Source organism: Bacteroides congonensis (assembly GCF_900130125.1).
Classification (GTDB): Bacteria; Bacteroidota; Bacteroidia; order Bacteroidales; family Bacteroidaceae; genus Bacteroides; species Bacteroides congonensis.
On record NZ_FQXY01000007.1, the window covers coordinates 59,327 to 83,351 of the forward strand.

Genomic DNA, 24,025 nt, shown 5'->3' on the forward strand with positions numbered 1-24,025 from the left:
CTCTGCGTCCTCTGTGGTGAATTAGCATTAATCGTTCAGCATCATCGGCATCAGCAGCATCAACAGGTCTTCGTTCTCTTCCTGTTCCACAGGGATGATAACTCCGGCACGTGACGGGTCGGCCAGTTCGATAACCACTTCGTCGGCCGAGATATTGTTCAGGATGTCGATAAGGAAAGTAGACTTGAAGCCGATGCTCATTGGAGCACCTGCATACTGGCATACCTGTGTTTCTTCGGCAGAAGTGGAGAAGTCGATGTCCTGCGCGGAAATCACAATCTGATTATCCTGCACACGGAGTTTAATCAAACTGCTCGCTTGTGACGAGAAGATGGACACACGGCGCAAAGCACCTACCAACTGCTGGCGGTCTACGGTTACCTTGTGAGGGTTGTTCTGAGGAATCACCGAGTTGTAGTTCGGATAACGTCCTTCGATGAGACGGCACACCATGCGGTATTTTTCAAGCATGAATACAGCGTTGCGTTCGTCAAATTCGACAGTCACAGTTCCCTGTTCTTTCGGCAGAAGGTTCTTGAGCAAGGTAGCCGGTTTCTTCGGAAGGATGAAGGCTGCGCGTTCGTTGCCTTTGGCAGCTAACGTCTTGCAACGTACCAGTTTATGACCGTCCGAAGCCACCATGGTGATGTCTTCTGTTGTAATATCAAAATAAATACCGTTCATCACGGGGCGAAGTTCATCGTCGGCAGTGGCGAATACGGAGCGGTTGATACCACCCAGCAATACTTCAGCCGCCATTTCCACGCGGACTGCGTTGTCACCCAGTGTAGCCGACTGCGGGAATTCATCCGCATTCTGTCCCATCAGGCTGTATTTTCCGTTTTGGTACTGCACTGTGATTTCGTAATTATCCGGATTGATGTCAAATGTCAACGGTTGTTCCGGAATCTCCTTCAGTGCATCAAGCAATGTTTTCGCTACTACGGCAAAACGCCCGTTTGTATCGCCATTCACTTCAACGGTAGTCACCATCGTCGTTTCGCTGTCAGATACGGTCACAGACAATGTTCCGTCTTCCAGTTCGAAGAGGAAACAATCGAGAATCGGCAGCGCATTTTTTGAATTAATCACACGGCTGATGGCCTGTAAATGGCTGGAAAGAGCAGTACTTGAAACGATAAATTTCATATATTTTCGTGTATTTAAGTTTTAAATGTTCTATCGCACAAAGTTACGAAAAAAGATTCGTGCTACCCAACAAAACAAAAGAAAAACTGAGTTTGTGTGAGGGATATTCCCAAAAAATCGTAACTTCGCCGCAGAATTTAAATTAATCGCAATGGAATTTACAGGAAAAATCATCGCTATACTCCCTCCGAGAGGTGGAGTTTCAAAGACTAGCGGCAATGAGTGGAAATCACAAGAGTTCGTTATTGAAAACCACGACCAATACCCGCGCAAAATGTGTTTCGACGTATTCGGCGCGGACAAAATCGAACAGTTTAACATTCAGATGGGTGAAGAACTGACCGTATCATTCGACGTTGACGCCCGCCAGTGGCAAGACCGCTGGTTCAACAGTATCCGTGCATGGAAAGTTGAGCGTGTCGGCGCAGGTGCTCCGATGGCTCCGGGTGCTCCCGTTCCTCCACCGGCTCCGTCGGCTACTCCGGATTTCACTCCGGGCGACGCTAAAGACGACCTGCCGTTCTAAGCCGAAAGTATTCCGCTTGACGATACAGATAAAAAAACTCCCGGTGAGAATGTTCTTGCCGGGAGTTTTTTTTATGCCCGCACTTTGTAAAGATTCCGCCGTGGGCTGAACACACTTCATTCCGGGGATGAGCAACAGTCTGCTGCGGGGTGGGGAAAATTCTCCCACGGGTTACGGAAGAAACGAAGCAACATCAGCCAGGGCAATTCTCCCTTCCTCAAAAATTCACCGGCAACAGCAACAGCTTTTTCTCTTTCTTTCTATTTCTATTTTTTATATTCTATTCTCTTCTATTCTCTTCTCTTGGGTTATGGTTCGGTTATGGTTCGGTTTTTACGCCCTGCCAGAAGGCGTTTCAGAAGTTTTAGTTTTCAAAAAAAGGACGATATTTTCCAACTAGGTTTTCGGGTAGGTTTTCTGTTATTTTCCCGTAGGTTTTCCATAGGATTTTCCACTGCTCAAATCCGGAAAATCTTAATCGGAAGCTCTTTTTCCCACATAGAAAAACAGGTTTTCAAATGAGATTTCCAAACAGGGCTTTACTCCGTTTTATACCGCAAAACGATGTTAGGATAAACCACTCCATCAGCATAGGTGAACTGGGCAAAAAGTATAAAATTGCGAAAAAATCCGGAGTTGCGCAAGAAGAAATCCGGCACGAAACTGACTTGTTTTTCCGCTTGATGGAACAGATGGTCGAAGTCCGCCATCAACATAAAATGATAAGAATCGGACATACTATCCATTCCTGCCCGATAGGCGATTGCTCCATCGAGCACTTCGCCTTTGTCCAACTGGCGGATGTAACGGGACAGACTGTCTTCATCGGGAGCGAGCAGCAGACGCCCGCCATAGAAAGCGGCATACATATGGGATGCCGGTTCCACAAAACTGGTTAGTTGCGTAAACAACGTTGTTTGAGGGAGCCGATAGACAGGGTAAGCCTTATTGGCGGTATAACAAAAAGTTATACGGGGTTTTCTAATCCCTTCTTCGGCAGGAGCGGTATTGACCAACGAGCGCAGCATCCGTTCGGCTTCCGTCACGTCCAGTACGGACAGGCTCAACACTGCTGCCGCATCTTCTTGCAAGGTATCTTCCCGCTGAAACAGGCAGGCAACCAAATCGTGCCCGGTATTCTCCATCAGATAATGCAATAACTCCCTGTCCCTGTTTTGCATTTCAGCAGTGCGTCCTGCGGTTGCGTACCCTTGCAAATCGCCGTAAGAGAGCAAGGAGTTCCAGTCGGTTATGCTTTGTTTACTGAAATAGAATGCGGTAGAGGGCAGCACTTCGCCGGGAAATCCCTGCACGGATTCTTGTTGGCGGAGCAGGTTGATAAAGGTGAAGCAGGTATCTGCGTCGTGGCTGATTCCTGTGAAATAGACAAAGTCGTCTTTCATCTTCATATCGAACTCCGTCCATCCGATCATCCCGTTCACACGGGTATAGATGGTGGCGGCAGCCGTACTTTTCTTCGGCGCGCGCACTTCGGTGAAAGTAGAATCATCCGCCAGTGAATCCCCTTTCTTATAGGCATCAATGACGTCTTCCACCAGTTTCTTCTGGAAACTCAATGCCATGAAATCGGGTGTCAGGTAGCAGGCGAGGAAATCACCGTCGGACATGGGGTAAATCATTATTTCCTCTCCTTTATAGTCGAAGCTTTTCGGCGGGTAGAGCGATGAGATATATTTCTGCACAAATCTGTCGATTAACTCCCTGTCTCCTGCGCCCAACCGACAATAAAGTACCTGATTGCGTTCATTATCCGGCTCGTGGAAGCTAATCAGCATTTGGTTCATTTGCCGGCTTAACCCGTGCGGACTGTCTTCCGAAAGCGCATAGAGGGTCTGCTTCAGATAAGAAAAAAGTTTAGATACATGCAGATATTGCTGATTCTTGCTACAAGTCAGGCCGTCTATTTCGGTGACAAATCCGAGCACATCATCGGTGGCAAATACCGCGGAAGCGGTGGTCGGAACTAACTCGTAAAGGTTGAAATCCTTCTGTCCTTCGGCGGCCGACAACCGGAAAAAAGAGTATAAGGCGAAACCTGCGCACAAAAGTACAACAGAAGAAGTGACCGCTATTTTCACTATCGTACGAAGTTTCATAATATCCGCTGTTTATCGGTTAGGTGCAAAAATAATAATTTCTACAAAGGAAACAAAACTTTTGCTAAAAATTTCACCGACAATCAGAGATGGATTTCCATTCCGTCAAATGCCAGGTGAATATTGTCCGGTAGTTTCCGTTCAACCTCGGCATGCAAGCCCATATCATGGCTCATATGTATGAAGTAAGTTTCCTTTGCCTGAATACGCCGCGCCACTGCCAACGCCTCTTCCAAATTCTGATGGGTAGGATGCGGGGCAATCCGAAGTGCATTCACTATCAAAACATCTATTCCCGCTAATTGTTCAAAAGATTCTTCGGGCATGGTCAGCATGTCGGTGATATAGCCGAGTTGTCCGATGCGGTAGCCCAGAATCGGCAACCGGCCGTGCATCACACGCAGGGGAAGTATTTCCGTATGGTTAATGGAAAAGCGCTGTCCCGGTTCAATTTCCTGCAAAGGGATGTCGGGCACGCCGGGGTAACGATGGTCTACGAAACAGTAGGGCATGCGCAGGCGCAATGCTTTCGCCACATATTCCTCGGCATAGATGGGCACGGAACCGAAACGGCAGAAAGGGCGCAAATCGTCCAGCCCGCCGACGTGGTCGTAGTGCTCATGCGTTATGAGCACGCCGTCTATCCGCTCGTAAGGGAGATGCAATACTTGTTCCCGGAAATCGGGGCCGCAGTCTATCAGTATCCGCGCGTCGTCCGTTTCCACGATGGCGGATGCACGCAGGCGGTTATCTTTCGGATCGGCAGAAGTACAGACTGCGCATGTGCAGCCGATTTGGGGCACTCCCGTCGATGTTCCGCTTCCTATGATTCTTACTTTCATTTCTCGTTATCCTACAAAATTTACTTCAGGATGAATGTCTATGCCGAACTTCTCGCGAACCGAAGCCCGTACCGCGTCCGAAAGTGCTATTATATCACTCCCCTTCGCCCCGCCCTTGTTGACCAGCACGAGGGCTTGTTTATCGTGCACAGCCGCAGGCCCCAGGGATTTTCCTTTCCAGCCACACTGGTCTATCATCCATCCCGCAGGGATTTTCACCCGTCCGTCAGCCAGTTCGTAATAGGGTATCCGGGGATATTCCCGTTGCAGGTCTGCCAGTTTTTCTTTAGGGACGATGGGGTTCATAAAGAAGCTGCCGGCATTTCCCATGACTTTCGGGTCGGGCAACTTGCTTTCGCGGATATCAATGATTACTTTCCGGACTACCGGCAACGTCAGTTCAGGGTATTTGTCAAGTTCCTGGCGGATGGTTCCGTAATCCAGTGTGTAATGCGCTTCTTTGCTAAGCCGGAAACGTACGTGGGTGACAAAGACCGACTTATTCTCCGGACGTTTAAAGAGGCTGTCGCGATAGGCATATTCACATTCTTCTACGGAGTAAACACGTTTTTCGCCCTGAATGTTCACTGTCTCCACAGCGGTTATGATGTCTTTCACTTCGACGCCATAGGCTCCGATGTTCTGTACGGCACTCGCTCCCACTTCACCGGGAATCAGGGAGAGATTTTCGGCTCCGTACCATCCGCGTTCCACGCAGTAGGCCACAAAGTCATCCCATACAACGCCTGCGCCTACCCGCACGGATACGGAGCACGCATCTTCTTCCGTCACTTCGATTCCTTCGATGCGCGAATGAAGTATCAACCCGTCATAGTCTTTGGTAAACAGAAGGTTACTGCCGCCGCCTATATGCAAAAAAGGTGTCGTAACGGCACCTTGCGCAATCAGTTGTTGCAGTTCTTCTACTGAAGCATATTCTAAAAAACGGGCGGCACTGACATCAATGCCGAATGTATTGTAAGACAAAAGAGAGTACATCATCTATACTGTTTTAGGGTTATATACTTGTATCTTCAAACTTACACAGTTCCCATTCTCCGGCTTTCCGACAGAAATAAAGAATGTTGGAGAAACCGTTGCCAATACCTTTCAATGCCAGGATTTTTGTTGTGGAATTATCGTCATTCCGCTGTCCGTAGTTGATATTGGAAAGGCGTTCGGAAGGAAGTTCGGGTTTGAAGGCAAACCACTGGTTGAGGTCGAGACTTGTCTCCAGGATGGAGAAGTCATCGTCCGGGTCACTGGTGACAAAAGCCAATGGCTCACGCACGCGCTGACTTTGAAAAACGCTATCAGTGGCAAAACGACCGAAGAACTCTACAAAATTCTCGTTGTCACTCTTCCCGATAGGGCGCAGATTGATTGCTTCCAGTATCCATGCTCCTTTGATACGCTCAAAATAATACCGCTTCATCATCCGGGTCTTGACGAATATCCATTCTACCTGTACGGATGTGAGTGAGGTGTCTCCTACCAAATCCATGTCTTCTTCTTTATCAAACAGGAGCGTATAATAATGCTGCTTGGTAAACAAGTCGTCATGCTTCCAGTGCTTTTCGTCGATATTCGACTTTTCATCTCCTTTGTAGTAGGGCAAAGGAAATTTCACACGTTGACGCTGCAAAGCATCATCGGAAGCAAAATTGTAGATGAAATCGTCGAAAGATTCGTCAGCCTGTATAGGCTGCGGCTCTTCCGGCAATTCATCTCCATGGATAGAATCCGCCTGTTGGCGGATTGAATCCACTTCTTGGGTAATAGATGCGAAGGGGTCAATCTTGGTTTTCTTGTTACCACAAGAGCCCAACATGCAGAGCAATATGACCCCTGCAATTAGTTTTTTCATTATTTCAATTTCTCTCTTAACTTTTCAAGCATATCCACCGTCATGCTTTCCAAATTGTAGGCCGGCTTCCACCCCCACTCCTGGCGGGCACAGGTATCGTCCAGGCTATCAGGCCAACTGTCGGCTATGCGCTGCTTCAAGGGGTCTACGTCATAAACCATCTCGAACTGCGGCATATGCTTCTTGATTTCCTGATAAATCGTCTCCGGGTCGAAACTCATAGAGGCGATATTGAAAGCATTGCGGTGTATCAGTTTGGTCGGGTCGGCTTCCATCAGCGTAATGGCTGCGTTCAGCGCGTCCGGCATATACATCATATCCATCAGGGTGCCTTGTTTGATGGGGCACACGAATTTTTCTCCTTTCACTGCCGAATAATAAATGTCGACAGCATAGTCAGTAGTTCCGCCACCCGGGGGTGTCACGTTCGAGATAATGCCCGGGAAACGGACAGCACGGGTATCGACACCGTATTTGTTAAAATAGTAGTCACTCAGCAACTCTGTGGTTACTTTTGTGACTCCATACATGGTACGAGGACGCTGGATAGTATCCTGCGGTGTTTGTGTATGCGGCGTAGTCGCGCCGAAAGAACCGATAGAACTGGGGGTGAATACCGCGCAGCCTTGTTCGCGCGCCACTTCCAGTACATTCCATAATCCGTCGATGCCGATTTTCCATGCCAGTTTGGGCTTCGACTCCGCCACAACCGAAAGCAGGGCGGCAAGATTATAAATCGTATCAATCTGATACTCCTTTACCACAGAAGCAATCGCTTCTGCATCCGTCACGTCCGCAATAGCTGACGGCCCGGATTCTTTCAACTCTCCTTTAGGTTCTGCACCCGGGATGTAACCAGCTACTACATTTGCATTTCCGTAACGTTTACGTAGCTCCATCGTTAGTTCGGAGCCTATCTGTCCGGTGGCTCCAATAATCAAAATGTGTTTCATTTTTTCTTCGTACTTAAGTTAGTAAGCTAAATAGCGCACAAAGTAAGCACTTTTTTTTCAGATTTTAATCAAAAAGATATGGTTATTCCAAGAAAAATTGTGTCCTTTGTAATCGAACTTAATTACTCAAACACTATGTACGGTAAAATGAAAGAATTCCTCAGCCAGACATTGGCTGAAATCAAGGAAGCCGGGCTTTACAAAGAAGAACGACTGATCGAAAGTGCGCAGCAAGCTGCCATCACTGTTAAAGGCAAGGAAGTGCTGAACTTCTGCGCTAACAACTATCTGGGACTGTCCAATCACCCACGACTGATTAAGGCGTCACAGGAAATGATGAACCGACGCGGATACGGTATGTCGTCCGTTCGCTTCATCTGCGGAACACAAGATATACACAAGGAACTGGAAGCTGCTATCTCTGATTATTTTCAGACAGAAGATACAATCTTGTATGCTGCCTGTTTCGACGCGAACGGCGGTGTATTCGAACCGCTTTTCACTGATGAGGACGCTATCATCTCGGATTCTCTGAATCATGCTTCTATTATTGACGGTGTCCGTCTGTGCAAGGCGAAACGTTATCGGTATGCCAATGCCGACATGAAGGATTTGGAAAGATGTCTACAAGAAGCGCAGGCACAACGTTTCCGCATTGTCGTTACCGACGGTGTGTTCTCTATGGATGGCAACGTGGCTCCGATGGATCAGATTTGCGACCTCGCCGAGAAGTATGACGCGCTGGTTATGGTAGACGAGTCTCACTCTGCCGGCGTGGTGGGTGCTACGGGGCATGGAGTAAGCGAATTATATAAGACGCACGGACGTGTGGATATTTATACCGGTACGCTGGGCAAGGCTTTCGGCGGTGCGCTGGGTGGATTTACGACGGGACGTAAGGAGATTATTGATTTGCTGCGTCAACGTAGCCGCCCGTATTTGTTCTCCAACTCATTGGCACCGGGCATTATCGGTGCAAGTCTTGAGGTATTCAAGATGCTGAAGGAGAGCAATGCGTTGCATGACAAGCTCGTGGAGAATGTAAATTATTTCCGTGACAAGATGACGGCTGCCGGATTTGACATCAAGCCGACCCAAAGCGCTATCTGTGCCGTGATGCTGTATGACGCGAAGTTGTCGCAGATTTATGCTGCACGTATGCAGGAAGAGGGTATTTATGTGACGGGATTCTATTATCCGGTAGTTCCCAAAGACCAGGCTCGTATCCGTGTACAGATTTCCGCAGGACATGAGAAGGAACATCTCGACAAGTGTATAGCCGCCTTTATCAAAGTAGGTAAAGAGCTTGGCGTATTGCCGACGGCGTAGCGCCGGAGCAAGGTTTCCTTGCGGGATATATTTTCCAGGCACGGATTACACGGATTTCATGCATGGTTGTTTTATGACAAGAATCATTCTAAAAACATATAATCCGTGAGAACCGCGAAATTCGTGTAATCCGTGCCTAGAAATTCTTTTTATAAAACAGATTTTAGACCGCTATTTGACTATAAGAAAATGGAAGAACTGACTCTCACTACTCCTGCCCTGCTTTTCTCGGCAGTTTCTCTGATTTTACTGGCTTACACCAATCGTTTTTTATCGTATGCACAGCTCGTACGCCAACTGCGTGACCGCTATATGGAAAATCCTACGGATATCACCGTAGCGCAAATCGAAAACTTACGGAAACGGTTGAATCTCACCCGCACCATGCAAGGGTTGGGAATTGCAAGCCTGTTCCTCTGTGTGGTCAGCATGTTCTTTATTTATATCGGATTGCAACTGCTCTCCGCTTATGTGTTCGGGGTGGCTTTGCTTCTGCTTATCGCTTCTCTCGGCGTATCTTTCCGTGAAATACAGATTTCCACCCGCTCATTGGAGATTTACTTGGGAGCGATGGAGAAAAGACAAAAAAAGCTGTCAGAAAACACTTCCCGACAGCTCTGATTATATATATCTTTAAGATATTCTGAATCTATCATCAACGTTGTCCCAGTTGTGAGTCAACAAAGAAAATTCCGGTGTCACCAGCTTTCTTAATCTTATCAACAATTCCTTGCGCAGTAGCTTCTTCTTCTACTTGCTCGCGAACGAATCCCCATAGGAAATCCTGAGTTGCCTTATCTTTTTCCGCAGCAGCTACGTCAACCAATTTATCTACCAAGGCAGATACATGACATTCGTGTTTGTAAACGTGTTCAAACACTTCCAATGGAGTTCCCCAACCGTTGGGCACAACGTCTATTTTGTCAACAGTTGCGGTTCCACCACGTTTGATGATATAATCGGCCATAGCGTAAGCATGTTCCAGTTCTTCGTGGGATTGTTTCTTCATCCAATGCGCAAATCCACTGAAACCTTCTTTCTCAAAGTAGAAAGACATTGCCAGATACAGATTAGCAGACCACATTTCGGCTGTAATCTGTTCATTGATTGCTTTTTGTAATTTTTCTGAAATCATAATCGTATTTATTATTAAGTTGTTAATGTAGTTTCTTTTTGAACTCATTACAAAAATAACAAGATTTCAGTAAGAATTGTTCCACGTCCTCTGCATTTTTAAATTACATTCACACTTTGGACGTGGCTACTCATTTTTTAATTACACCAAATCATCGGAAGTATAGCCTTTCGGCAGTTCACGGCAGTTGTAGCCGGATGCCATGATTTCACCGTATGCACCTGCTGAACGAAGGGCTATCAGGTCGCCACGCTTCACTTTGTTCAGGTCTATCGCCTTTCCGAAAACATCGGACGATTCGCAGATAGGGCCTACTACATCATAGGCTTCTACCGGTTCTTCGGATGTAATATTTTCCATTTTATGGTAGGCCTGATAGAGGGCGGGGCGGATCAGGTCGGTCATACCGGCATCGAGGATGGCGAATTTCTTCTTCGCTCCTTGTTTCACATACAGTACTTTGGATATCAATGTACCACACTGGCCAACGACTGCGCGTCCTAATTCAAAATGCAGCGTCTGGTAGGGACGCAGTTTCAGTTGTCCGGCGTAGGTGGAGAAGTATTCTTTGAAGTTCGGGATTGCCTGACGGTTGGGGTGTCCGTAATCAATGCCGAGTCCACCGCCCACATTGATATGTTCCACTAAAATTCGGCGGGCTTCCAGTTTATCCTGTAGTTCGTTGACACGATTGCAGAGGGCGACAAAGTCACCCATATCGAGAATCTGCGAACCGATATGGAAGTGGAGTCCGATGAACTTGATATTCTTCATTTCGAGAGCTATGTCAATCACTTTGTCCATATCCTGCATGCTGATGCCGAATTTGTTTTCAGCCAGTCCGGTAGTGATATTGGCATGAGTATGCGCACCTACATCGGGGTTGATGCGGAAGGCGACGTTGGCTATCTTGTTTTGTGCGGCAGCCAGTTCGTTAATGACTTCCAGTTCGGGAATGGATTCTACATTGAAGCAGAAGATGCCGTACTCCAGGCCGAGGTTGATTTCCCAGTCGGCTTTGCCTACTCCGGCGAAAACAACTTTGTTTGCAGGGAATCCGGCACGGATAGCCGCACGGATTTCTCCGCCGCTCACGCAGTCGGCTCCCATCCCACTCTCGCGGATGATGGTCAGTACTTTCGGGTTGGCATTGGCCTTGACAGCGTAATGCACTGAATAATTAGGATATTTGGCAACCTCGTGGTTGATAGCCGACAATGTATCACGCAGCACCTTGGTATCGTAGTAATAGAAAGGGGTCTGCAAAGTGCGGAACTTATCGATTGGAAATATTCCTTTCATAATTCGAAAAACTTGTTTAGTTAGTTAAAAAAGAGCGCTTTTATCAGGTTGGTAAAAGCGCTCGTGTTATTTGTGGAATTATTTGTTGTTGAAAAGCATGTCGCTCAGCGACTGTAACGCTGTCTTCTTATCGCATTCCCGGATGAGGAAGGAGATGTTGTAGTTGCTTCCACCGAAAGAAATCATTCGCACCGGTATGTCGCGCATCGCGTCGAGCGCTTTTGCTTCGAAACCGACGTTTTCCCACTCCAGGTCGCCTACAACGCAGATGATACACATATCTTTGTCAATGGTCACCGTTCCGTATTTCTTCAGGTCATCAAGGATTTCGTTCAGATGCTTGGTGTTGTCTATCGTAACGGATACACCTACTTCTGACGTACAAATCATGTCGATGGAAGTCTGGTAGCTTTCGAATATTTCGAATACCTTACGCAGGAAACCATGAGCCAGTAACATACGGCTGGATTTGATTTTGATAGCTGTAATGTTTTCTTTGGCGGCTACTGCTTTGATTTTGCCTTTTTCCGTATCGTTGGAAATCAATGTGCCGGGAGCTTCCGGATCCATGGTGTTCAACAGGCGTACGGGGATGTTGGCGTATTTGGCAGGCTGGATACAAGTCGGGTGCAAGATTTTTGCACCGAAGTAAGCCAGCTCGGCTGCTTCTTCAAAGTGAAGCTGACGAACCGGAGCTGTCTTGTCGACAACACGCGGGTCGTTGTTATGCATACCGTCGATGTCTGTCCAAATCTGGATTTCGGAAGCGTTTACGGCTGCTCCGATCAGGGAAGCGGTGTAATCGCTGCCACCACGTTGCAGGTTGTCTATCTCACCGTAAGCGTTGCGGCAGATGAAACCTTGTGTGATGTAGATGTCCATATCCGGATAGAGGTCGAGCTGCACTTGCAACTTCTCCTTAATATATACAGGATCCGGCTCTGCGTTCTTGTCAGTACGCATGAATTCCAAAGCCGGAAGCAATACGGACTTCGCGCCACATTCCTGCAGGTAGAAGTTTACCATAGCCGTAGAAATGAGCTCGCCCTGTGCCAAAACCACTTTCTCTTCGAACAGAGTGAAAAGGTCTTTCGTATAGGAACGGATGTAGTCGAAGTGAGACTTGATGACTTCAAGACCTTTCTGTTTATATTCCTGGGTTGCGAAAAGTTCATCAACGTGCTGTTTATATTTAGATTCCAGCTTATTGATAATCTCGTTGGCACCCTCCGGATTCTTCTTATACAGATAGTCCGAAATTTCCACCAATGTGTTTGTCGTACCTGACATAGCTGAAAGGACAACAATCTTCTGTTCACCATCGGTAATCAATTTGGCTACTTCCTTCATGCGTTGAGCAGAACCTACGGAAGTTCCTCCAAACTTTAAAACTTTCATTTTCGTTACTGTTTTAGTTATCTATATTTAAATCTATTTCTATTGTTCTCTGACGGGGCATGTATTCGTCGGTGACATCTACAATCTGATGGTCGGCGCAACGGTATACTCTGCCGGGGTAGTCTTTCAGCAATTGCAGGTTGTGGGTCGTCATCACTACGGATGAGCCGGATTCACAGATATTGTGCAGCAACTCTACAATGGATTTTCCTGTTTCTACGTCCAGGTTTCCGGTCGGTTCATCCGCCAGGATGATAGCCGGGGAGTTGAGTACTGCACGTGCAATCACGATGCGTTGCTGTTCGCCGCCGGAAAGTTCGTTGGGCAGTTTATAGCCTTTATTGGACATTCCTACCAGGTCGAGCACTTCTTCAATGCGTTCCTTTATCTCTTGTTTGTTTTTCCAGCCTGTGGCGCTGAGCACGAACTCGAGGTTGTTGTAAACGGTGCGATCTGTCAGCAACTGGAAATCTTGAAACACAATGCCTAGTTTCCGGCGAAGTTGAGGGATATGCTTGCGTTTGATGGAACGCATATTATAGCCCAGCACTTCTGCTTCACCGTCCATTACGTCCAGTTCGCCATAGAAAGTTTTGAGCAGGCTCGTTTTGCCGGAGCCTACTTTTCCTATCAGGTAGACGAACTCGCCTTTATGCAGTTCAAGATTGACATCATTCAGCACACAGAGTTCCTGTTGATGGATTTCTACGTTCTTATATTGTATCAACGCCTCGTCGCCCATGCTGACTTTTATTTTTAATCTTTAATTTCTAATTGAATCAATGTCTCTTCCAGGTACTGCTATGTCTTTCCTGCAATTCGCGTGCAAGGTCTTCGATGCGATAGCCTTTTGAAGTGAGTAATACAATCATGTGGTAAATCAGGTCGGCTCCTTCGTAAATCAGGCGGTCGTCTGTTCCGTTGGTTGCTTCGATGACTGTCTCTACTGCTTCTTCGCCTACTTTCTGCGCCATTTTATTGACACCGGATTTAAACAGACTGGTTGTGTAGGAGCCTTCGGGCATTTCTTCGTGACGTTTGTCGATGAAGTCCTGCAATGCTTTCAGGAACATGACCGGTTCTTCGTTCTTCTCGCCCCAGCAAGTGTCTGTACCTGTGTGACATACCGGCCCTACCGGATTCACTTGTATCAATAATGTATCATTATCGCAATCGGCTTTGATAGAAACAACGTGAAGGAAGTTACCACTTTCCTCACCTTTCGTCCACAAACGGTTCTTGGTGCGGCTGAAGAAAGTCACTTTTCCCGTTTCTACCGTTTTATCATATGCTTCCTTATTCATGAAGCCCAACATCAGGACTTTACGTGTTTCGTCGTCCTGTATGATAGCCGGAACAAGTCCGTTCATTTTATCGAAATCCAATTCCATTTTATCTAATATCTTAATTTACTATTTACGCATTACAATACCTTCGCCGCAAAGATACGATTTTAAATCGGGAATTTTGATTTCTCCGAAATGAAAAACGCTGGCTGCCAACGCCGCATCTGCCTTTCCTTGCAAAAATACGTCGCGGAAGTGTTCTTTACAACCTGCTCCACCGGAAGCGATGACTGGAATAGAGAGCTGGTCGGCAAGTGAAGCAAGGGCTTCGTTCGCATAGCCGGTCTTTACGCCGTCATGGTTCATGCTCGTGAACAGGATTTCGCCTGCACCACGTTCCTGGGCTTCTCTTGTCCATGACATCAGTTCTTTATCGGTTTCGATGCGACCACCGTTGAGATAGCATTTCCATCCGTGGTCTGTTTGCTTGGCGTCTACTGCCAGTACACAGACCTGGGAACCGAAATTCTTGGCGATTTCATCAATCAGTTGCGGATTACGGATAGCGGAAGAGTTGATTGAAATCTTATCTGCTCCGGCATTCAGCAAACGGTCTACATCGCTCAATTCGTTGATTCCGCCACCTACGGTAAACGGGATGTTGATATTTGCCGCAATCCGCTTGACCAGTTCGGTAAAGGTCTTGCGTCCTTCGTGGCTTGCAGTTATATCGAGGAAAACAAGTTCATCTGCTCCTTGTTCACTATAAGCCCGCCCCAGTTCTACCGGGTCACCGGCCTGGCGCAAATTAACGAAGTTTGTTCCTTTTACTGTTTGCCCGTCTTTAATGTCAAGACAAGGGATAATTCTTTTTGCTAACACAATCCTATTTTATTTACTATTTGACAATTTAAACTTGTGCTTTGAACGGGGATGCCGTTGTATGGTTGACGGCTTACAGAAAGATTCGTAAAGCTTTCAATGTGATATGTCCTTCGTACAACGCTTTGCCAAAGATGACTCCGGGGATACCGGCTTCGTCCAGGGCGATAATATCATCTATCTTGCTCACTCCGCCACTGGCCATCAGATAGAGGTCGGGAAATTTGGCAAGCATTTCCTTATATAAATCAATGGAAGGGCCGCTCAACATTCCGTCGCAACTAATGTCCGTGCAGATTACTTTCCGTATTCCTTTCGTCATATAGTCTTCGAGGAAGGGGAATAGTTCACAGGTACTTTCGTCCTTCCAACCGTTGACGGCTATCTTATGGTCTTTGACGTCTGCTCCCAGAATTATCTTTTCACTGCCGTATATTTCCAGCCAATGAGTAAACAGTGCGGGGTCTTTCACAGCAATGCTGCCGCCTGTCACCATCTGCGCGCCGCTTTCAAAGGCTATCTTTAAGTCTTCGTCGCTTTTTACTCCACCACCGAAGTCTATCACGAGCGAAGTATGTGTAGCAATTTGTTCCAACACACGATAGTTGACTACATGGTGAGAAGCAGCACCATCCAAGTCGACCACATGAAGTCTGCGAACGCCGTTCGCTTCGAACTCCCTGGCAACTTCTACCGGATTCTCGTTGTATACCTTCTTACTATCGTAGTCTCCCTGGGAAAGGCGTACGCACTTTCCGTCAATAATATCGATGGCCGGAATAATTTCTATCATTTGGTATTTCAAGATATTTGGTTATACAATTCTTTCGCTTGTCAGCACCGTTTCATCCGCCGGAAAAGTTTATTATAAACTACGAACGAGTTTATTATAAATTATGGTGGAGTTTATTATAAACGGCAACATAGTTTATTATAGGTTCAGGAAATTCGTCAGAATCTTCTCTCCTGTCTTGCCACTCTTTTCCGGATGGAACTGGGTAGCGTAAAAATTATCTTTGTGCAACGCTGCGCTGAACGGATGAATGTAATCGGTCGTAGCGGCAGTAAATTCACAAGTCGGAACATAGAAACTATGCACGAAGTAGACAAATTCTTCTTCGGTGAATCCTTCGAAGAGTTTGCTATTCGTATCTACGATGGTATTCCAACCCATATGCGGTACTTTATCTTCATGTTTCTGTGGAACAAAACGTTTCACGTCTACATCGAAGATATTAAAACAGTCCACTCCCCCTTCTTCGGAATAACGGCACATTAATTGCATACCGAGACAGATTCCGAATACAGGCTGCCGCAAGTTCTTTATCAATTCGTCCAGTCCTGTCGCTTTCAAGTGGTTCATGGTAGTTTCCGCCTCTCCCACTCCGGGGAAGATTACTTTATCGGCCGACTGGAGTTCTTCTTTATCAGCAGTAATCACCGCTTCCACCCCCAACCGCTTCAAAGCATAATCCACAGAACGGATATTGCCGGCATTATATTTTACGACTGCTACTTTCATTAGCTGAATATTACTGTTTTATTTTTATAAGCCAAGACTTTGCGTTCAATGTGCTTCTGTACCGCACGGGAAAGAACGATTTTTTCAAGGTCTTTTCCTTTATTTACCAGGTCTTCAATGGCATCTTTATGGGTGATGCGTACTACGTCCTGTTCGATGATGGGGCCTGCATCCAACTCTGTTGTCACGTAATGGCTGGTGGCTCCGATAATCTTCACACCTCTTTGGAAGGCTGCATGGTAAGGTTTCGCCCCTACGAACGCAGGAAGGAAAGAGTGATGGATATTGATTATCTTATTCGGATAAGCATTAATCATCTGTTCGGAGATTACTTGCATATAGCGTGCCAGTACGATAAATGTAATCTTATGTTTGGCAAGCAGTTCCATTTCTTTGCGTTCCTGTTCTTCCTTCGTCTCTTTTGTAATAGGAAACAGATAGAAAGGGATACCGAAACGTTCGGCCACGTGCTGCAAATCGGGGTGGTTGCTTATAATAAGAGGTATCTCCACATTCCATTCGCCTGCAGTGTAACGAGCCAACATATCGAAAAGACAATGAGATAGTTTGGAAACGAAAATAGCCATACGTGGTTTTACATCCGAGAAATAAAGACGGAAGTCCATTTCGTACTTTTGGCCGTAAAGTGTCCTGAAGTAATCTTCAATCTTTTCCTGGGGAACTAAGAAGTCTTTCAATTCCCATTCAATACGCATGAAGAATATGTTCTCTACATGGTCTACATATTGATCCAAATAGATAATATTTCCTTTGTTTACCGTAATAAAGTCTGTCACTTCCGCAAGGATTCCCGGTTTGTCGGGACAGTGCAATAACAGTTTGGCTGTTGTCATCATTCTTTTTACTGATTTACGATTCCGGGGGAGGAATATTCTCCACCTCCCTAATTTTAGTCCGCAAAAATAACGATTTATTGCAAAATTACGAATTATTCAAGCAGAAAGTTGATATAAAAACGGTGATTTCTTACAGATAGAAAGATATTGAGAGTTATTTCCTATGGAAAGAATGACAAACTTTAGGATAGTGACGCTATCACCTTCGGATAGTGACGCTATCCTATCGTGATGGCGTCACTATGACAACCGGATAGCGTCACTATCCGAAGAGAAGAAAAAACAATATTTTTTTTCATTACAAAAGTACTCAAAATGAGACACTAAGCGTTTTTCTCGTTTTTTCTTAAAAAAAACTTTTCCCAAAACGCTTGCAGATTTATAAAAAACAACTACCTTTGCACCCGCAATCGAGAGAGATGCGAATTGACAAATTGAAATTCTGGTGCGTTAGTTCAGTTGGTTAGAATACATGCCTGTCACGCATGGGGTCACGGGTTCGAGTCCCGTACGCACCGCTTCTTTCATTAAGAAGCAGAGAGAATAGAAATGAGTTAATCCAATTAAAATTTGGTGCGTTAGTTCAGTTGGTTAGAATACATGCCTGTCACGCATGGGGTCACGGGTTCGAGTCCCGTACGCACCGCAATAAATCCTTATTATAAGGTAGTTACAAAAGGACACCCGAAAAGTACCATTAATGGCTTTTTCGGGTGTTTTTTATTATCTTTTCCGCCAAAACGTTCTGTCAACTCCTACTTTTCAAAGGTAAATATAATATGTATTTATAAAAATGGATTCATCCCGCAACCCTGCTTGTGAGAAACGGCTTCCTCCATGTGTACAATACCATACCACCAGTTCGGAAAATCCCTGCTTCTCAGCTTCCCTTATGTACCATGAGTCTACCCTACGATAAAGCTTTCCGACTTGAAATTACTATAAAACCTACCGGAAGTTGCCGTAAATTTCAACACACAATAGTCGGGGTCGGTGACTCCTTCGGGATAATACATTGTATCACCTTCCTGCCATATCATCTCTTTACTGGCACTGTCTGTCAACACTTCCATTGTGCCGCGCAACATTACTCCCCGAAAGAAGCGGTTATCACAAAAGTAAATACAGGCATGATTGTTCTCCCGGTATTGCCCAACACGCATTGACGAAGTATTCGTTGTCAGATAAATCGTTTTTATCCCTTCCCTTTTCCGGGGTTGCAACATAGCTTTAATATTGGGAAATCCTTCGCTGTCTATGGAACCGATAAAGGCTGTTTTCTGCTTGTCAATCATGTTTCCTACCGTTTTTTCTGCGTCTCTCATCATTTAATAATTTAATCGGTTATTATTTGATGCAAAAGTAAGGATATTGAGTAGAGCTGGTGCAATAAAAAGAAAGGGAGAAATAGTACTTTTTACGGTTTATACTTTTTCCGGTAGAGTAACGGCGTTTCTCCCGTATGTTGCCGGAAGCAGCGGATAAAATAAGAAACCGTCGAGAAATGAAGTTCAAACGCAATATCCGATATCGGAGCATCTGTATAAGCAAGCAACCTTTTAGCTTCATCTATCACTTTATTCTGAATGTATTGCTTTGCACTAAGCCCCATTGCCGAAGTTATGATTTCATTCAGGTAATTGGGAGTGATGCAAAGTTTTTCCGCATAAAACCGAACAGAATGTTGTTCCTTCAAATGAGTTCCAACCAAATGGATGAATCTGTCTATATGAGTATTATTGATTTCTTTATCTGCGGTGATTTCCTCGTTTGAAATCGCCTTCTGATAAGCCCGTTCCAACAGCATCAGAACTTCATAAAGCAATGCCCTCAAAACATGTACATCATTATCATTCTGTTTGTAAGAGTCAATCTCCGTTTTAATATTGTGCAAGACTTGAAGGACACGCATATAAAGTTCGTCCGGAAGACGCAGTTTGGCTGATATCTTTTCCGGTTTGAAAAATGCAAGATGCCGGACAAACATAGAATCGCTAAAGAGGGAAGACAAAAACTCATCCTCAAAAATCAAAGCATATCCGTTTGTTATGTGATGCGTATCCCAGTTCCGAATTTCCCCCGTTTTAGAGAAAAACACATCTTGGGGGAAAGCCTCATAGCTACGGTTGTCAATTGAAAAACTCCCCTCTCCTTCCGTTATAAAAGTAATGTCATAATAAGTCAGCGTATGGACGGAACTTTCAGCCAGGAACTTCTTCACATATTTCAGCTCTACGACATCCATCAAAAGTTCACTGCCATACTTATTTTTATGGAAAGTATATCGGGGAATCGAGTTCTTCATTATAGAGTACAAAAATAATATTCCTTATCAAATAATCCAAGGCTTTTTCACTTTAGAAATAAATGAAAACAACAATAGACTATTTGATAAGGAATATCTTTAAAAGTATAAATAACTAAACGCTTTCTTATTTCTGGCTTCCCGCCAAATACCCCAAGCTTGTCACATCAGCCCCCAAATAATGAGTAATATACTTCAGAGGTACTCTGTATAAACAGCTCTTTCACTTCTTTTTCTTCCACCTGATACTCAAAATAGAGTTTCTTCAAATAAGCTTCCATACAAATTGATTTTAGTTAATATATGTCACTTAGAAAATACTTAATTCGATATAGCAGGCATTACAGTGCCTTTCGAGTACATTCTCTTTTGGTTATATCGCAAATACCAAATACAAATCAACAACGAAACCACCGTCGACAAGGGCGGAGCAAAACCCATGAGAAACAACGAGGAACTGTCTATCTGACTAAACCAGTACGACAACGGAATACGGAACAGGAAGGTTGCTATCAGACTGTGAATCATCGGGAACAATGAGTTTCCCTGTCCGCTGAAGTAAGAATTGATGCAGAACACAAAACTTACAATGATACAGTCGATACTATACCCCCGCAAATACTCCGCCGCCATTGCCACTACCGCCGCATCTTTGGAAAAGAATGCGGTAAGCGTCTCCGGCAGTAATTGGGAATACACACAAACCGATACACCGAAAACAAGAGCAATCCCAATGCCCGAAGCCAGGCATTTGTTCATGCGCTGTATCAGTCCCGCACCGTAATTCTGCGCCGTCATGGTTGCCACCGCCGATGATATCGCCATTGGCGGTAGCATTGCAAAGACGATTATTTTTTCCACAACACCCAAAGACGCCGACGCAATAACCCCCATTTGATTGACAATGACCGTTATAATCAAGAATGAGACATTGATTAACGCGTCCTGCAATGCAATGGGTGCTCCCAACACCATAATCTTTTTGGATAAGTTCTTGTTAAGCCGGATATCCTTCCGTGCAAACTCGAAATGGAATCCATGCCGGTATAAGAACCAAAGCGAGATGACAAAACTCACTCCCTGTGCCGTTATGGTAGCCAATGCAGCTCCCGTAGCCCCCAAATGGAAATAGCCGACCAAGATAAAGTCGAGGACAATATTAATCACACACGCCAGTCCTACAAAATAAAGCGGCGTTTTAGAGTCGCCCAGTCCACGCAGGATACCACACACTACGTTATACCCAATAATGAATAAAATACCTGCCGAACATACCAGAATATAACTTTTCGTATCAGCCATTGCTTCCGCAGGCGTATGCATCAGTTCGGCTATCTGCCCGTGAAACACGACCATGACCAAAGTCAGCAAAACACCTACGATTGAAAACAGCCATACGGAAGAACCGATTGTAGACGCCACTTTCCTATTATCCTTTGCTCCGGTAGCAATAGCAATCAATACGGTTGTCCCCGTCGTAATACCAAGGATGATACCTGTAATCGTCTGCATCACCTGGCTGCCGATAGCCACAGCCGCCACACTGGCAGAATCATCATATTGCCCCACTACAAACAAGTCCGCCCCGCCATAAAGTGCCTGAAGTACATTGGCAATAAGGAAAGGTACTGCAAATTGCAGCAATACTTTCGGAACGCTCCCTTGTGTCAAATTCAACTCTTTCATAGTTTCTTCGATACTTTACCTCTTATCTTAAATTGTTACAATAAAAAAATAGTGCCGGACAAGCGAATGATTTGCACCATTCATCTTATCCAGCACTATAATTATCTATTATAGCACCCTCCGATGAGGATTTTTATGCCTGTCCCTATTTTCGGGCTGCAAATATGGGCTTTGTTTTCATAACTACCAAATTATAGCTGTACTTTATTTTTTCAGGATACAATCGGGTATCAATGTGATACCAATTTCAACCCGATAATGGAGCAAATCAGTGTGAAGATAAAGAACAACCGTCCCACACTTGCAGGTTCTTTAAAGAAGAAAATGCCGATTAATACCGTGCCTGCCGCACCGATGCCTGTCCATATCACATAAGCCGTACCGACCGGCAACGTCTTGGTCACCTTTATCAGAAGCAGCATACTCACGCATAAGGATACCAAGAGTACGAATGACCACACATATTTCTCCATTCCGAATACCCTGTTTATCTTTCCCAGACAGAAAGTAAACACCAGCTCAAGGCAACCTGCCAAAATCAAAAGAATCCAATTCATAACATCTTTTTTATTTGCAAAGGTCATGAATTTCCGGCAGCCTCTATTTTACATTTGTAAAAAAGGGATTTTACATTTGATAAAAAATCATCTTATCTTCGCCCTGATTCTGCTTAGGCTAACTTGGGAGATTCCTAAATAGGAAGAAATAATTCCTAATGGTACACGTTGAAGTATGTCCGGGTAATCAGCAATCAAATCCTGATACCGTTCCAATGAGGTCTTGAACTGCCGCGATATAAAGAGTTGTTCTGATTTGATGCACTCCCTTTCGGCAAACTTCCGTCCCCAGTTGGCTATATGTATGTCTGCCAGATAGAGGTCGTGCAGTTTATCGACACTCAATTCATACAGCACACTGTCTTCCAGTAGTTCTATATTCTCATATCCCGCCTGATTATTATAAAGGGTCTGCAAAGGAAAAATAGCGTCGCCCTCTTTTCCGAACCAGAATGTCACTTTCTTGTCCGATTTATAGGTATATGCATGCAACATTCCTTTTTTCATCAGATAGAACTTGGAACTTTTACGGTTTGCCAGAAACAGATGAAAACCTTTAGGATAGGTTACTTCCGTTGCTTTATTCAACAGGGCTTCCTTGGATGCAAGCGGCAGTTTGTAGATATTATCAATGATGTCATAAATGTCTATATCCATAGGTTCTTTATTTCGATGCGTTTTTTAGATAACGTAGGCTGCGAAAATAATCACTTTAAATTGATATACAATAACTTTATCCGTTTTTCTATTTCCGGAAACGGAAGAAAGCAGGCAGGCGGTCGGGATTCAACGTGTAGCGGGCATGTTCTTTCAAAAACGGTTCGGAATTCATCACTGCACAAGAATGGGGCACTGCCGACATCATTTCCCAATCTTTCTGCGAGTTGCCGACAATCAATACTTGCTCCAGAGGGAAAGCTAAAACTTTACATATATGGAGCACTCCTTTCTTTTTGCCGGCTTCTTTATGTACAACTGTGATAAGGGGTGGTTTATAAAATACCTGATAAGGTTTTGCTTTTAACTGGGAAAGAATGTTCTCCCTCTGTTCTTTCTCATAAACCAGCATGCTATACTTATAGACTTGGCCTTCATAGCTATACGCCGTTATCTTTGCGGATTCCCCGTTTACATCCGGTAGTAATTCAACCGGTAAACATCGGTTCTGCCCGTCATACAACAATAATCCACCGTCTGCAAATGCTCCACCTTTGAACAGGCTAAAAAGAGTCTTTCCTAATTTTCTCCGTGCCTGTTCCATAGATAAAGAAGTAGCCAGATATAATGGGACAGATTGCGCCATATATCGTAAGGTATTAGCATAACTTTCCGGGACTTTCCCTTGTACATCGGTCAATGTTCCGTCCACATCAAAAAAAACGGCAGTAATCAAGGACTTATCCGGTATCCGCCAAAATGTACCTTTGCCCAGTATGTCATGCAAAGGATGATTAGTCAAATTACTGAAAGCAATGTAACAATCACAAACTTTCCTCTGACAAGGAAGCGAGGTATCCAACTTTTGATTCTGACCCGTTTTTTGACTCTGATAAAGATTGCCTATCTTCACCTTACTTCTAGGACAGGCAAAGATATCCCCTTTCCAGTCAATGAAACAAGCACTTCTTCCCCCTGAACAATTCTCCCATTGAGCCGGAGCGTTTCGCAAATCATACTTGAAAAGATTATCCAATTGAGTGAAAAAACGAATATCTTCATCGCTCAACGGGGACTTTAGTCCCTGCATGGCATTAATAAACAGATAAATATCCGGCATGAGAGCATCTCGCAAATCAGCAAGTGTATTTTTTACCGACGGATTGCCGACAGCTCCGGCACAGACTTGTATTGCTGCATTATGGAGCGTATGAAGTTGCCGGACAAATTTCTCTACCGAAGTCATTTCCGGGTGAAAGCTAGCCCAAATCTTTATCTTACCTCTCAATGCCGGAGTTGCCCGGAGTTCATCCAGCCATTCGTCGGCAGGAAAAGAAAGATTAGTCTGACAGGAAATTCCGGCAACTTGCGGCAATGCCGCAAGCTGCATTATTCCTTCCCTGTAATACCGATGTATGAGTGCTTCCCCATAGGGAATGATAAATAGTTGCAAAGACTCTCCTTTCCATTGCTCAATAGCGGTAATAAATCGGTTCCATGCCTGTTTGTCCTGCGTCGTAGATGTAGGATGAGACTTCTTGCCGAAGGGACAATAAGAACAAGTGTAATTACAACTATTCAATTTGCCCCGATAGTAAATACGTCGGACGGAAAGTAACGAGCCTTCATTTTCCATTGTCATTTCATTCTAATTT

General features: G+C 45.0%; 24 protein-coding genes, 2 tRNA genes and 2 pseudogenes. 5 read left to right on the forward strand and 23 right to left on the reverse strand.

The features are described from left to right. Window positions 1-27 precede the first annotated feature (27 nt). On the reverse strand, window positions 28-1,149 hold the full coding sequence (gene dnaN / locus BQ7997_RS01590; RefSeq protein WP_044653422.1) for a DNA polymerase III subunit beta: 1,122 nt from the start codon (window positions 1,147-1,149) through the stop codon (window positions 28-30). 151 nt (window positions 1,150-1,300) lie between these two features. On the opposite strand from dnaN, the gene BQ7997_RS01595 reads away from it, so the two are divergent. Beyond that, window positions 1,301-1,675: a DUF3127 domain-containing protein gene (locus BQ7997_RS01595; RefSeq protein ID WP_044653421.1), complete on the forward strand. Its 375-nt coding sequence runs from the start codon at window positions 1,301-1,303 to the stop codon at window positions 1,673-1,675. A 539-nt stretch (window positions 1,676-2,214) separates the two neighbouring features. Here the strand turns inward: BQ7997_RS01595 and BQ7997_RS01600 are convergent. The 5 genes from BQ7997_RS01600 to BQ7997_RS01620 all read right to left on the reverse strand — a co-directional run bounded on the left by BQ7997_RS01600 (window position 2,215) and on the right by BQ7997_RS01620 (window position 7,454). After that, entirely contained in the window at window positions 2,215-3,792 is a 1,578-nt protein-coding gene (locus BQ7997_RS01600; RefSeq protein WP_073342891.1) for a DUF3352 domain-containing protein, read from the reverse strand. An 83-nt stretch (window positions 3,793-3,875) separates the two neighbouring features. Continuing rightward, entirely contained in the window at window positions 3,876-4,634 is a 759-nt protein-coding gene (locus tag BQ7997_RS01605) for an MBL fold metallo-hydrolase (protein WP_022138580.1), read from the reverse strand. Between the two features lie 6 nt (window positions 4,635-4,640). Further along, window positions 4,641-5,633, reverse strand: a complete 993-nt coding sequence (gene murB / locus BQ7997_RS01610; protein WP_083589139.1) for a UDP-N-acetylmuramate dehydrogenase — start codon at window positions 5,631-5,633, stop codon at window positions 4,641-4,643. Window positions 5,634-5,652: 19 nt separating this feature from the next. Beyond that, complete coding sequence (locus tag BQ7997_RS01615; protein ID WP_073342896.1) at window positions 5,653-6,501, reverse strand: DUF4348 domain-containing protein; 849 nt, start codon at window positions 6,499-6,501, stop codon at window positions 5,653-5,655. Next, window positions 6,501-7,454: an NAD-dependent epimerase/dehydratase family protein gene (locus tag BQ7997_RS01620; protein ID WP_044653416.1), complete on the reverse strand. Its 954-nt coding sequence runs from the start codon at window positions 7,452-7,454 to the stop codon at window positions 6,501-6,503. The genes BQ7997_RS01615 and BQ7997_RS01620 overlap by 1 nt, the downstream gene beginning before the upstream one ends. 135 nt (window positions 7,455-7,589) lie before the next feature. Here BQ7997_RS01620 and kbl point away from each other — a divergent pair, with 135 nt between their 5' ends. After that, window positions 7,590-8,783 carry a glycine C-acetyltransferase gene (gene kbl, locus BQ7997_RS01625; protein WP_073342899.1) on the forward strand — a complete coding sequence of 398 codons (1,194 nt, stop codon included), beginning with the start codon at window positions 7,590-7,592 and terminating at the stop codon, window positions 8,781-8,783. A 189-nt stretch (window positions 8,784-8,972) separates the two neighbouring features. Next, a complete protein-coding gene (locus BQ7997_RS01630) occupies window positions 8,973-9,404 on the forward strand; it encodes a DUF2721 domain-containing protein (protein ID WP_022138585.1) in 432 nt (143 codons plus the stop codon). 34 nt (window positions 9,405-9,438) lie between these two features. Here the strand turns inward: BQ7997_RS01630 and BQ7997_RS01635 are convergent, their stop codons facing one another. The 9 genes from BQ7997_RS01635 to purU form a co-directional block, all read right to left on the reverse strand. Continuing rightward, complete coding sequence (locus BQ7997_RS01635) at window positions 9,439-9,918, reverse strand: ferritin (RefSeq protein WP_022138586.1); 480 nt, start codon at window positions 9,916-9,918, stop codon at window positions 9,439-9,441. A gap of 141 nt (window positions 9,919-10,059) precedes the next feature. After that, a complete protein-coding gene (lysA, locus tag BQ7997_RS01640; protein WP_073342902.1) occupies window positions 10,060-11,220 on the reverse strand; it encodes a diaminopimelate decarboxylase in 1,161 nt (386 codons plus the stop codon). Between the two features lie 78 nt (window positions 11,221-11,298). Then, a complete protein-coding gene (locus BQ7997_RS01645) occupies window positions 11,299-12,618 on the reverse strand; it encodes an aspartate kinase (RefSeq protein WP_073342905.1) in 1,320 nt (439 codons plus the stop codon). Window positions 12,619-12,631: 13 nt separating this feature from the next. Continuing rightward, on the reverse strand, window positions 12,632-13,360 hold the full coding sequence (locus BQ7997_RS01650) for a cell division ATP-binding protein FtsE (protein ID WP_073342910.1): 729 nt from the start codon (window positions 13,358-13,360) through the stop codon (window positions 12,632-12,634). A gap of 37 nt (window positions 13,361-13,397) precedes the next feature. Beyond that, window positions 13,398-14,009 carry a bifunctional phosphoribosyl-AMP cyclohydrolase/phosphoribosyl-ATP diphosphatase HisIE gene (gene hisIE, locus BQ7997_RS01655; RefSeq protein WP_022138590.1) on the reverse strand — a complete coding sequence of 204 codons (612 nt, stop codon included), beginning with the start codon at window positions 14,007-14,009 and terminating at the stop codon, window positions 13,398-13,400. Between the two features lie 21 nt (window positions 14,010-14,030). Then, window positions 14,031-14,786 (reverse strand): imidazole glycerol phosphate synthase subunit HisF, encoded by a 756-nt coding sequence (gene hisF / locus BQ7997_RS01660; protein WP_022138591.1) that lies wholly within the window; start codon window positions 14,784-14,786, stop codon window positions 14,031-14,033. Window positions 14,787-14,859: 73 nt separating this feature from the next. Further along, a complete protein-coding gene (hisA, locus tag BQ7997_RS01665) occupies window positions 14,860-15,579 on the reverse strand; it encodes a 1-(5-phosphoribosyl)-5-[(5-phosphoribosylamino)methylideneamino]imidazole-4-carboxamide isomerase (RefSeq protein ID WP_073342913.1) in 720 nt (239 codons plus the stop codon). Between the two features lie 138 nt (window positions 15,580-15,717). Then, window positions 15,718-16,308 carry an imidazole glycerol phosphate synthase subunit HisH gene (gene hisH, locus BQ7997_RS01670; protein WP_044653158.1) on the reverse strand — a complete coding sequence of 197 codons (591 nt, stop codon included), beginning with the start codon at window positions 16,306-16,308 and terminating at the stop codon, window positions 15,718-15,720. Next, window positions 16,308-17,165 carry a formyltetrahydrofolate deformylase gene (gene purU / locus BQ7997_RS01675; protein WP_004297049.1) on the reverse strand — a complete coding sequence of 286 codons (858 nt, stop codon included), beginning with the start codon at window positions 17,163-17,165 and terminating at the stop codon, window positions 16,308-16,310. Before purU ends, hisH begins: the two co-directional genes overlap by 1 nt. Window positions 17,166-17,609: 444 nt before the next feature. Here purU and BQ7997_RS01680 point away from each other — a divergent pair. Both BQ7997_RS01680 and BQ7997_RS01685 read left to right on the forward strand, forming a co-directional pair. After that, window positions 17,610-17,683: transfer RNA gene (locus BQ7997_RS01680), tRNA-Asp, on the forward strand. 54 nt (window positions 17,684-17,737) lie between these two features. Next, window positions 17,738-17,811, forward strand: a tRNA-Asp gene (locus tag BQ7997_RS01685). A 259-nt stretch (window positions 17,812-18,070) separates the two neighbouring features. Here BQ7997_RS01685 and BQ7997_RS01690 read toward each other — a convergent pair. The 8 genes and pseudogenes from BQ7997_RS01690 to BQ7997_RS01715 all read right to left on the reverse strand — a co-directional run bounded on the left by BQ7997_RS01690 (window position 18,071) and on the right by BQ7997_RS01715 (window position 24,006). Then, a complete protein-coding gene (locus BQ7997_RS01690) occupies window positions 18,071-18,493 on the reverse strand; it encodes a pyridoxamine 5'-phosphate oxidase family protein (protein ID WP_073342916.1) in 423 nt (140 codons plus the stop codon). 89 nt (window positions 18,494-18,582) lie between these two features. Next, a complete protein-coding gene (locus tag BQ7997_RS01695; protein WP_073343513.1) occupies window positions 18,583-19,470 on the reverse strand; it encodes an AraC family transcriptional regulator in 888 nt (295 codons plus the stop codon). A 127-nt stretch (window positions 19,471-19,597) separates the two neighbouring features. After that, a pseudogene (locus tag BQ7997_RS25820) lies at window positions 19,598-19,684 on the reverse strand (Crp/Fnr family transcriptional regulator); the annotation flags it as partial. Between the two features lies 1 nt (window position 19,685). Continuing rightward, window positions 19,686-19,751, reverse strand: a pseudogene (locus tag BQ7997_RS26205) (Crp/Fnr family transcriptional regulator); the annotation flags it as partial. A gap of 40 nt (window positions 19,752-19,791) precedes the next feature. Continuing rightward, window positions 19,792-21,156, reverse strand: a complete 1,365-nt coding sequence (locus BQ7997_RS01700; protein ID WP_073342919.1) for an MATE family efflux transporter — start codon at window positions 21,154-21,156, stop codon at window positions 19,792-19,794. Between the two features lie 230 nt (window positions 21,157-21,386). Next, window positions 21,387-21,713 (reverse strand): DMT family transporter, encoded by a 327-nt coding sequence (locus BQ7997_RS01705; RefSeq protein WP_073343516.1) that lies wholly within the window; start codon window positions 21,711-21,713, stop codon window positions 21,387-21,389. A gap of 87 nt (window positions 21,714-21,800) precedes the next feature. Further along, window positions 21,801-22,364 carry a Crp/Fnr family transcriptional regulator gene (locus tag BQ7997_RS01710; protein ID WP_073343519.1) on the reverse strand — a complete coding sequence of 188 codons (564 nt, stop codon included), beginning with the start codon at window positions 22,362-22,364 and terminating at the stop codon, window positions 21,801-21,803. 94 nt (window positions 22,365-22,458) lie between these two features. Next, window positions 22,459-24,006, reverse strand: a complete 1,548-nt coding sequence (locus BQ7997_RS01715) for an STM4011 family radical SAM protein (RefSeq protein ID WP_073343522.1) — start codon at window positions 24,004-24,006, stop codon at window positions 22,459-22,461. Window positions 24,007-24,025: the final 19 nt, after the last annotated feature.

Bases quoted from the DNA above. Each gene is read 5' to 3' on its own strand.
- BQ7997_RS01605 (WP_022138580.1), bottom strand. From the start codon at position 4,634: ATGAAAGTAAGAATCATAGGAAGCGGAACATCGACGGGAGTGCCCCAA.
- BQ7997_RS01700 (WP_073342919.1), bottom strand. From the start codon at position 21,156: ATGAAAGAGTTGAATTTGACACAAGGGAGCGTTCCGAAAGTATTGCTG.
- BQ7997_RS01635 (WP_022138586.1), bottom strand. From the start codon at position 9,918: ATGATTTCAGAAAAATTACAAAAAGCAATCAATGAACAGATTACAGCC.
- BQ7997_RS01600 (WP_073342891.1), bottom strand. From the start codon at position 3,792: ATGAAACTTCGTACGATAGTGAAAATAGCGGTCACTTCTTCTGTTGTA.
- BQ7997_RS01620 (WP_044653416.1), bottom strand. From the start codon at position 7,454: ATGAAACACATTTTGATTATTGGAGCCACCGGACAGATAGGCTCCGAA.
- BQ7997_RS01695 (WP_073343513.1), bottom strand. From the start codon at position 19,470: ATGAAGAACTCGATTCCCCGATATACTTTCCATAAAAATAAGTATGGC.
- purU (WP_004297049.1), bottom strand. From the start codon at position 17,165: ATGATGACAACAGCCAAACTGTTATTGCACTGTCCCGACAAACCGGGA.
- kbl (WP_073342899.1), top strand. From the start codon at position 7,590: ATGTACGGTAAAATGAAAGAATTCCTCAGCCAGACATTGGCTGAAATC.
- BQ7997_RS01715 (WP_073343522.1), bottom strand. From the start codon at position 24,006: ATGGAAAATGAAGGCTCGTTACTTTCCGTCCGACGTATTTACTATCGG.
- hisA (WP_073342913.1), bottom strand. From the start codon at position 15,579: ATGATAGAAATTATTCCGGCCATCGATATTATTGACGGAAAGTGCGTA.
- murB (WP_083589139.1), bottom strand. From the start codon at position 5,633: ATGTACTCTCTTTTGTCTTACAATACATTCGGCATTGATGTCAGTGCC.
- hisH (WP_044653158.1), bottom strand. From the start codon at position 16,308: ATGAAAGTAGCAGTCGTAAAATATAATGCCGGCAATATCCGTTCTGTG.
- BQ7997_RS01630 (WP_022138585.1), top strand. From the start codon at position 8,973: ATGGAAGAACTGACTCTCACTACTCCTGCCCTGCTTTTCTCGGCAGTT.
- lysA (WP_073342902.1), bottom strand. From the start codon at position 11,220: ATGAAAGGAATATTTCCAATCGATAAGTTCCGCACTTTGCAGACCCCT.
- hisIE (WP_022138590.1), bottom strand. From the start codon at position 14,009: ATGGAATTGGATTTCGATAAAATGAACGGACTTGTTCCGGCTATCATA.
- BQ7997_RS01595 (WP_044653421.1), top strand. From the start codon at position 1,301: ATGGAATTTACAGGAAAAATCATCGCTATACTCCCTCCGAGAGGTGGA.
- BQ7997_RS01645 (WP_073342905.1), bottom strand. From the start codon at position 12,618: ATGAAAGTTTTAAAGTTTGGAGGAACTTCCGTAGGTTCTGCTCAACGC.
- BQ7997_RS01615 (WP_073342896.1), bottom strand. From the start codon at position 6,501: ATGAAAAAACTAATTGCAGGGGTCATATTGCTCTGCATGTTGGGCTCT.
- BQ7997_RS01690 (WP_073342916.1), bottom strand. From the start codon at position 18,493: ATGATGAGAGACGCAGAAAAAACGGTAGGAAACATGATTGACAAGCAG.
- dnaN (WP_044653422.1), bottom strand. From the start codon at position 1,149: ATGAAATTTATCGTTTCAAGTACTGCTCTTTCCAGCCATTTACAGGCC.
- BQ7997_RS01650 (WP_073342910.1), bottom strand. From the start codon at position 13,360: ATGGGCGACGAGGCGTTGATACAATATAAGAACGTAGAAATCCATCAA.
- BQ7997_RS01705 (WP_073343516.1), bottom strand. From the start codon at position 21,713: ATGAATTGGATTCTTTTGATTTTGGCAGGTTGCCTTGAGCTGGTGTTT.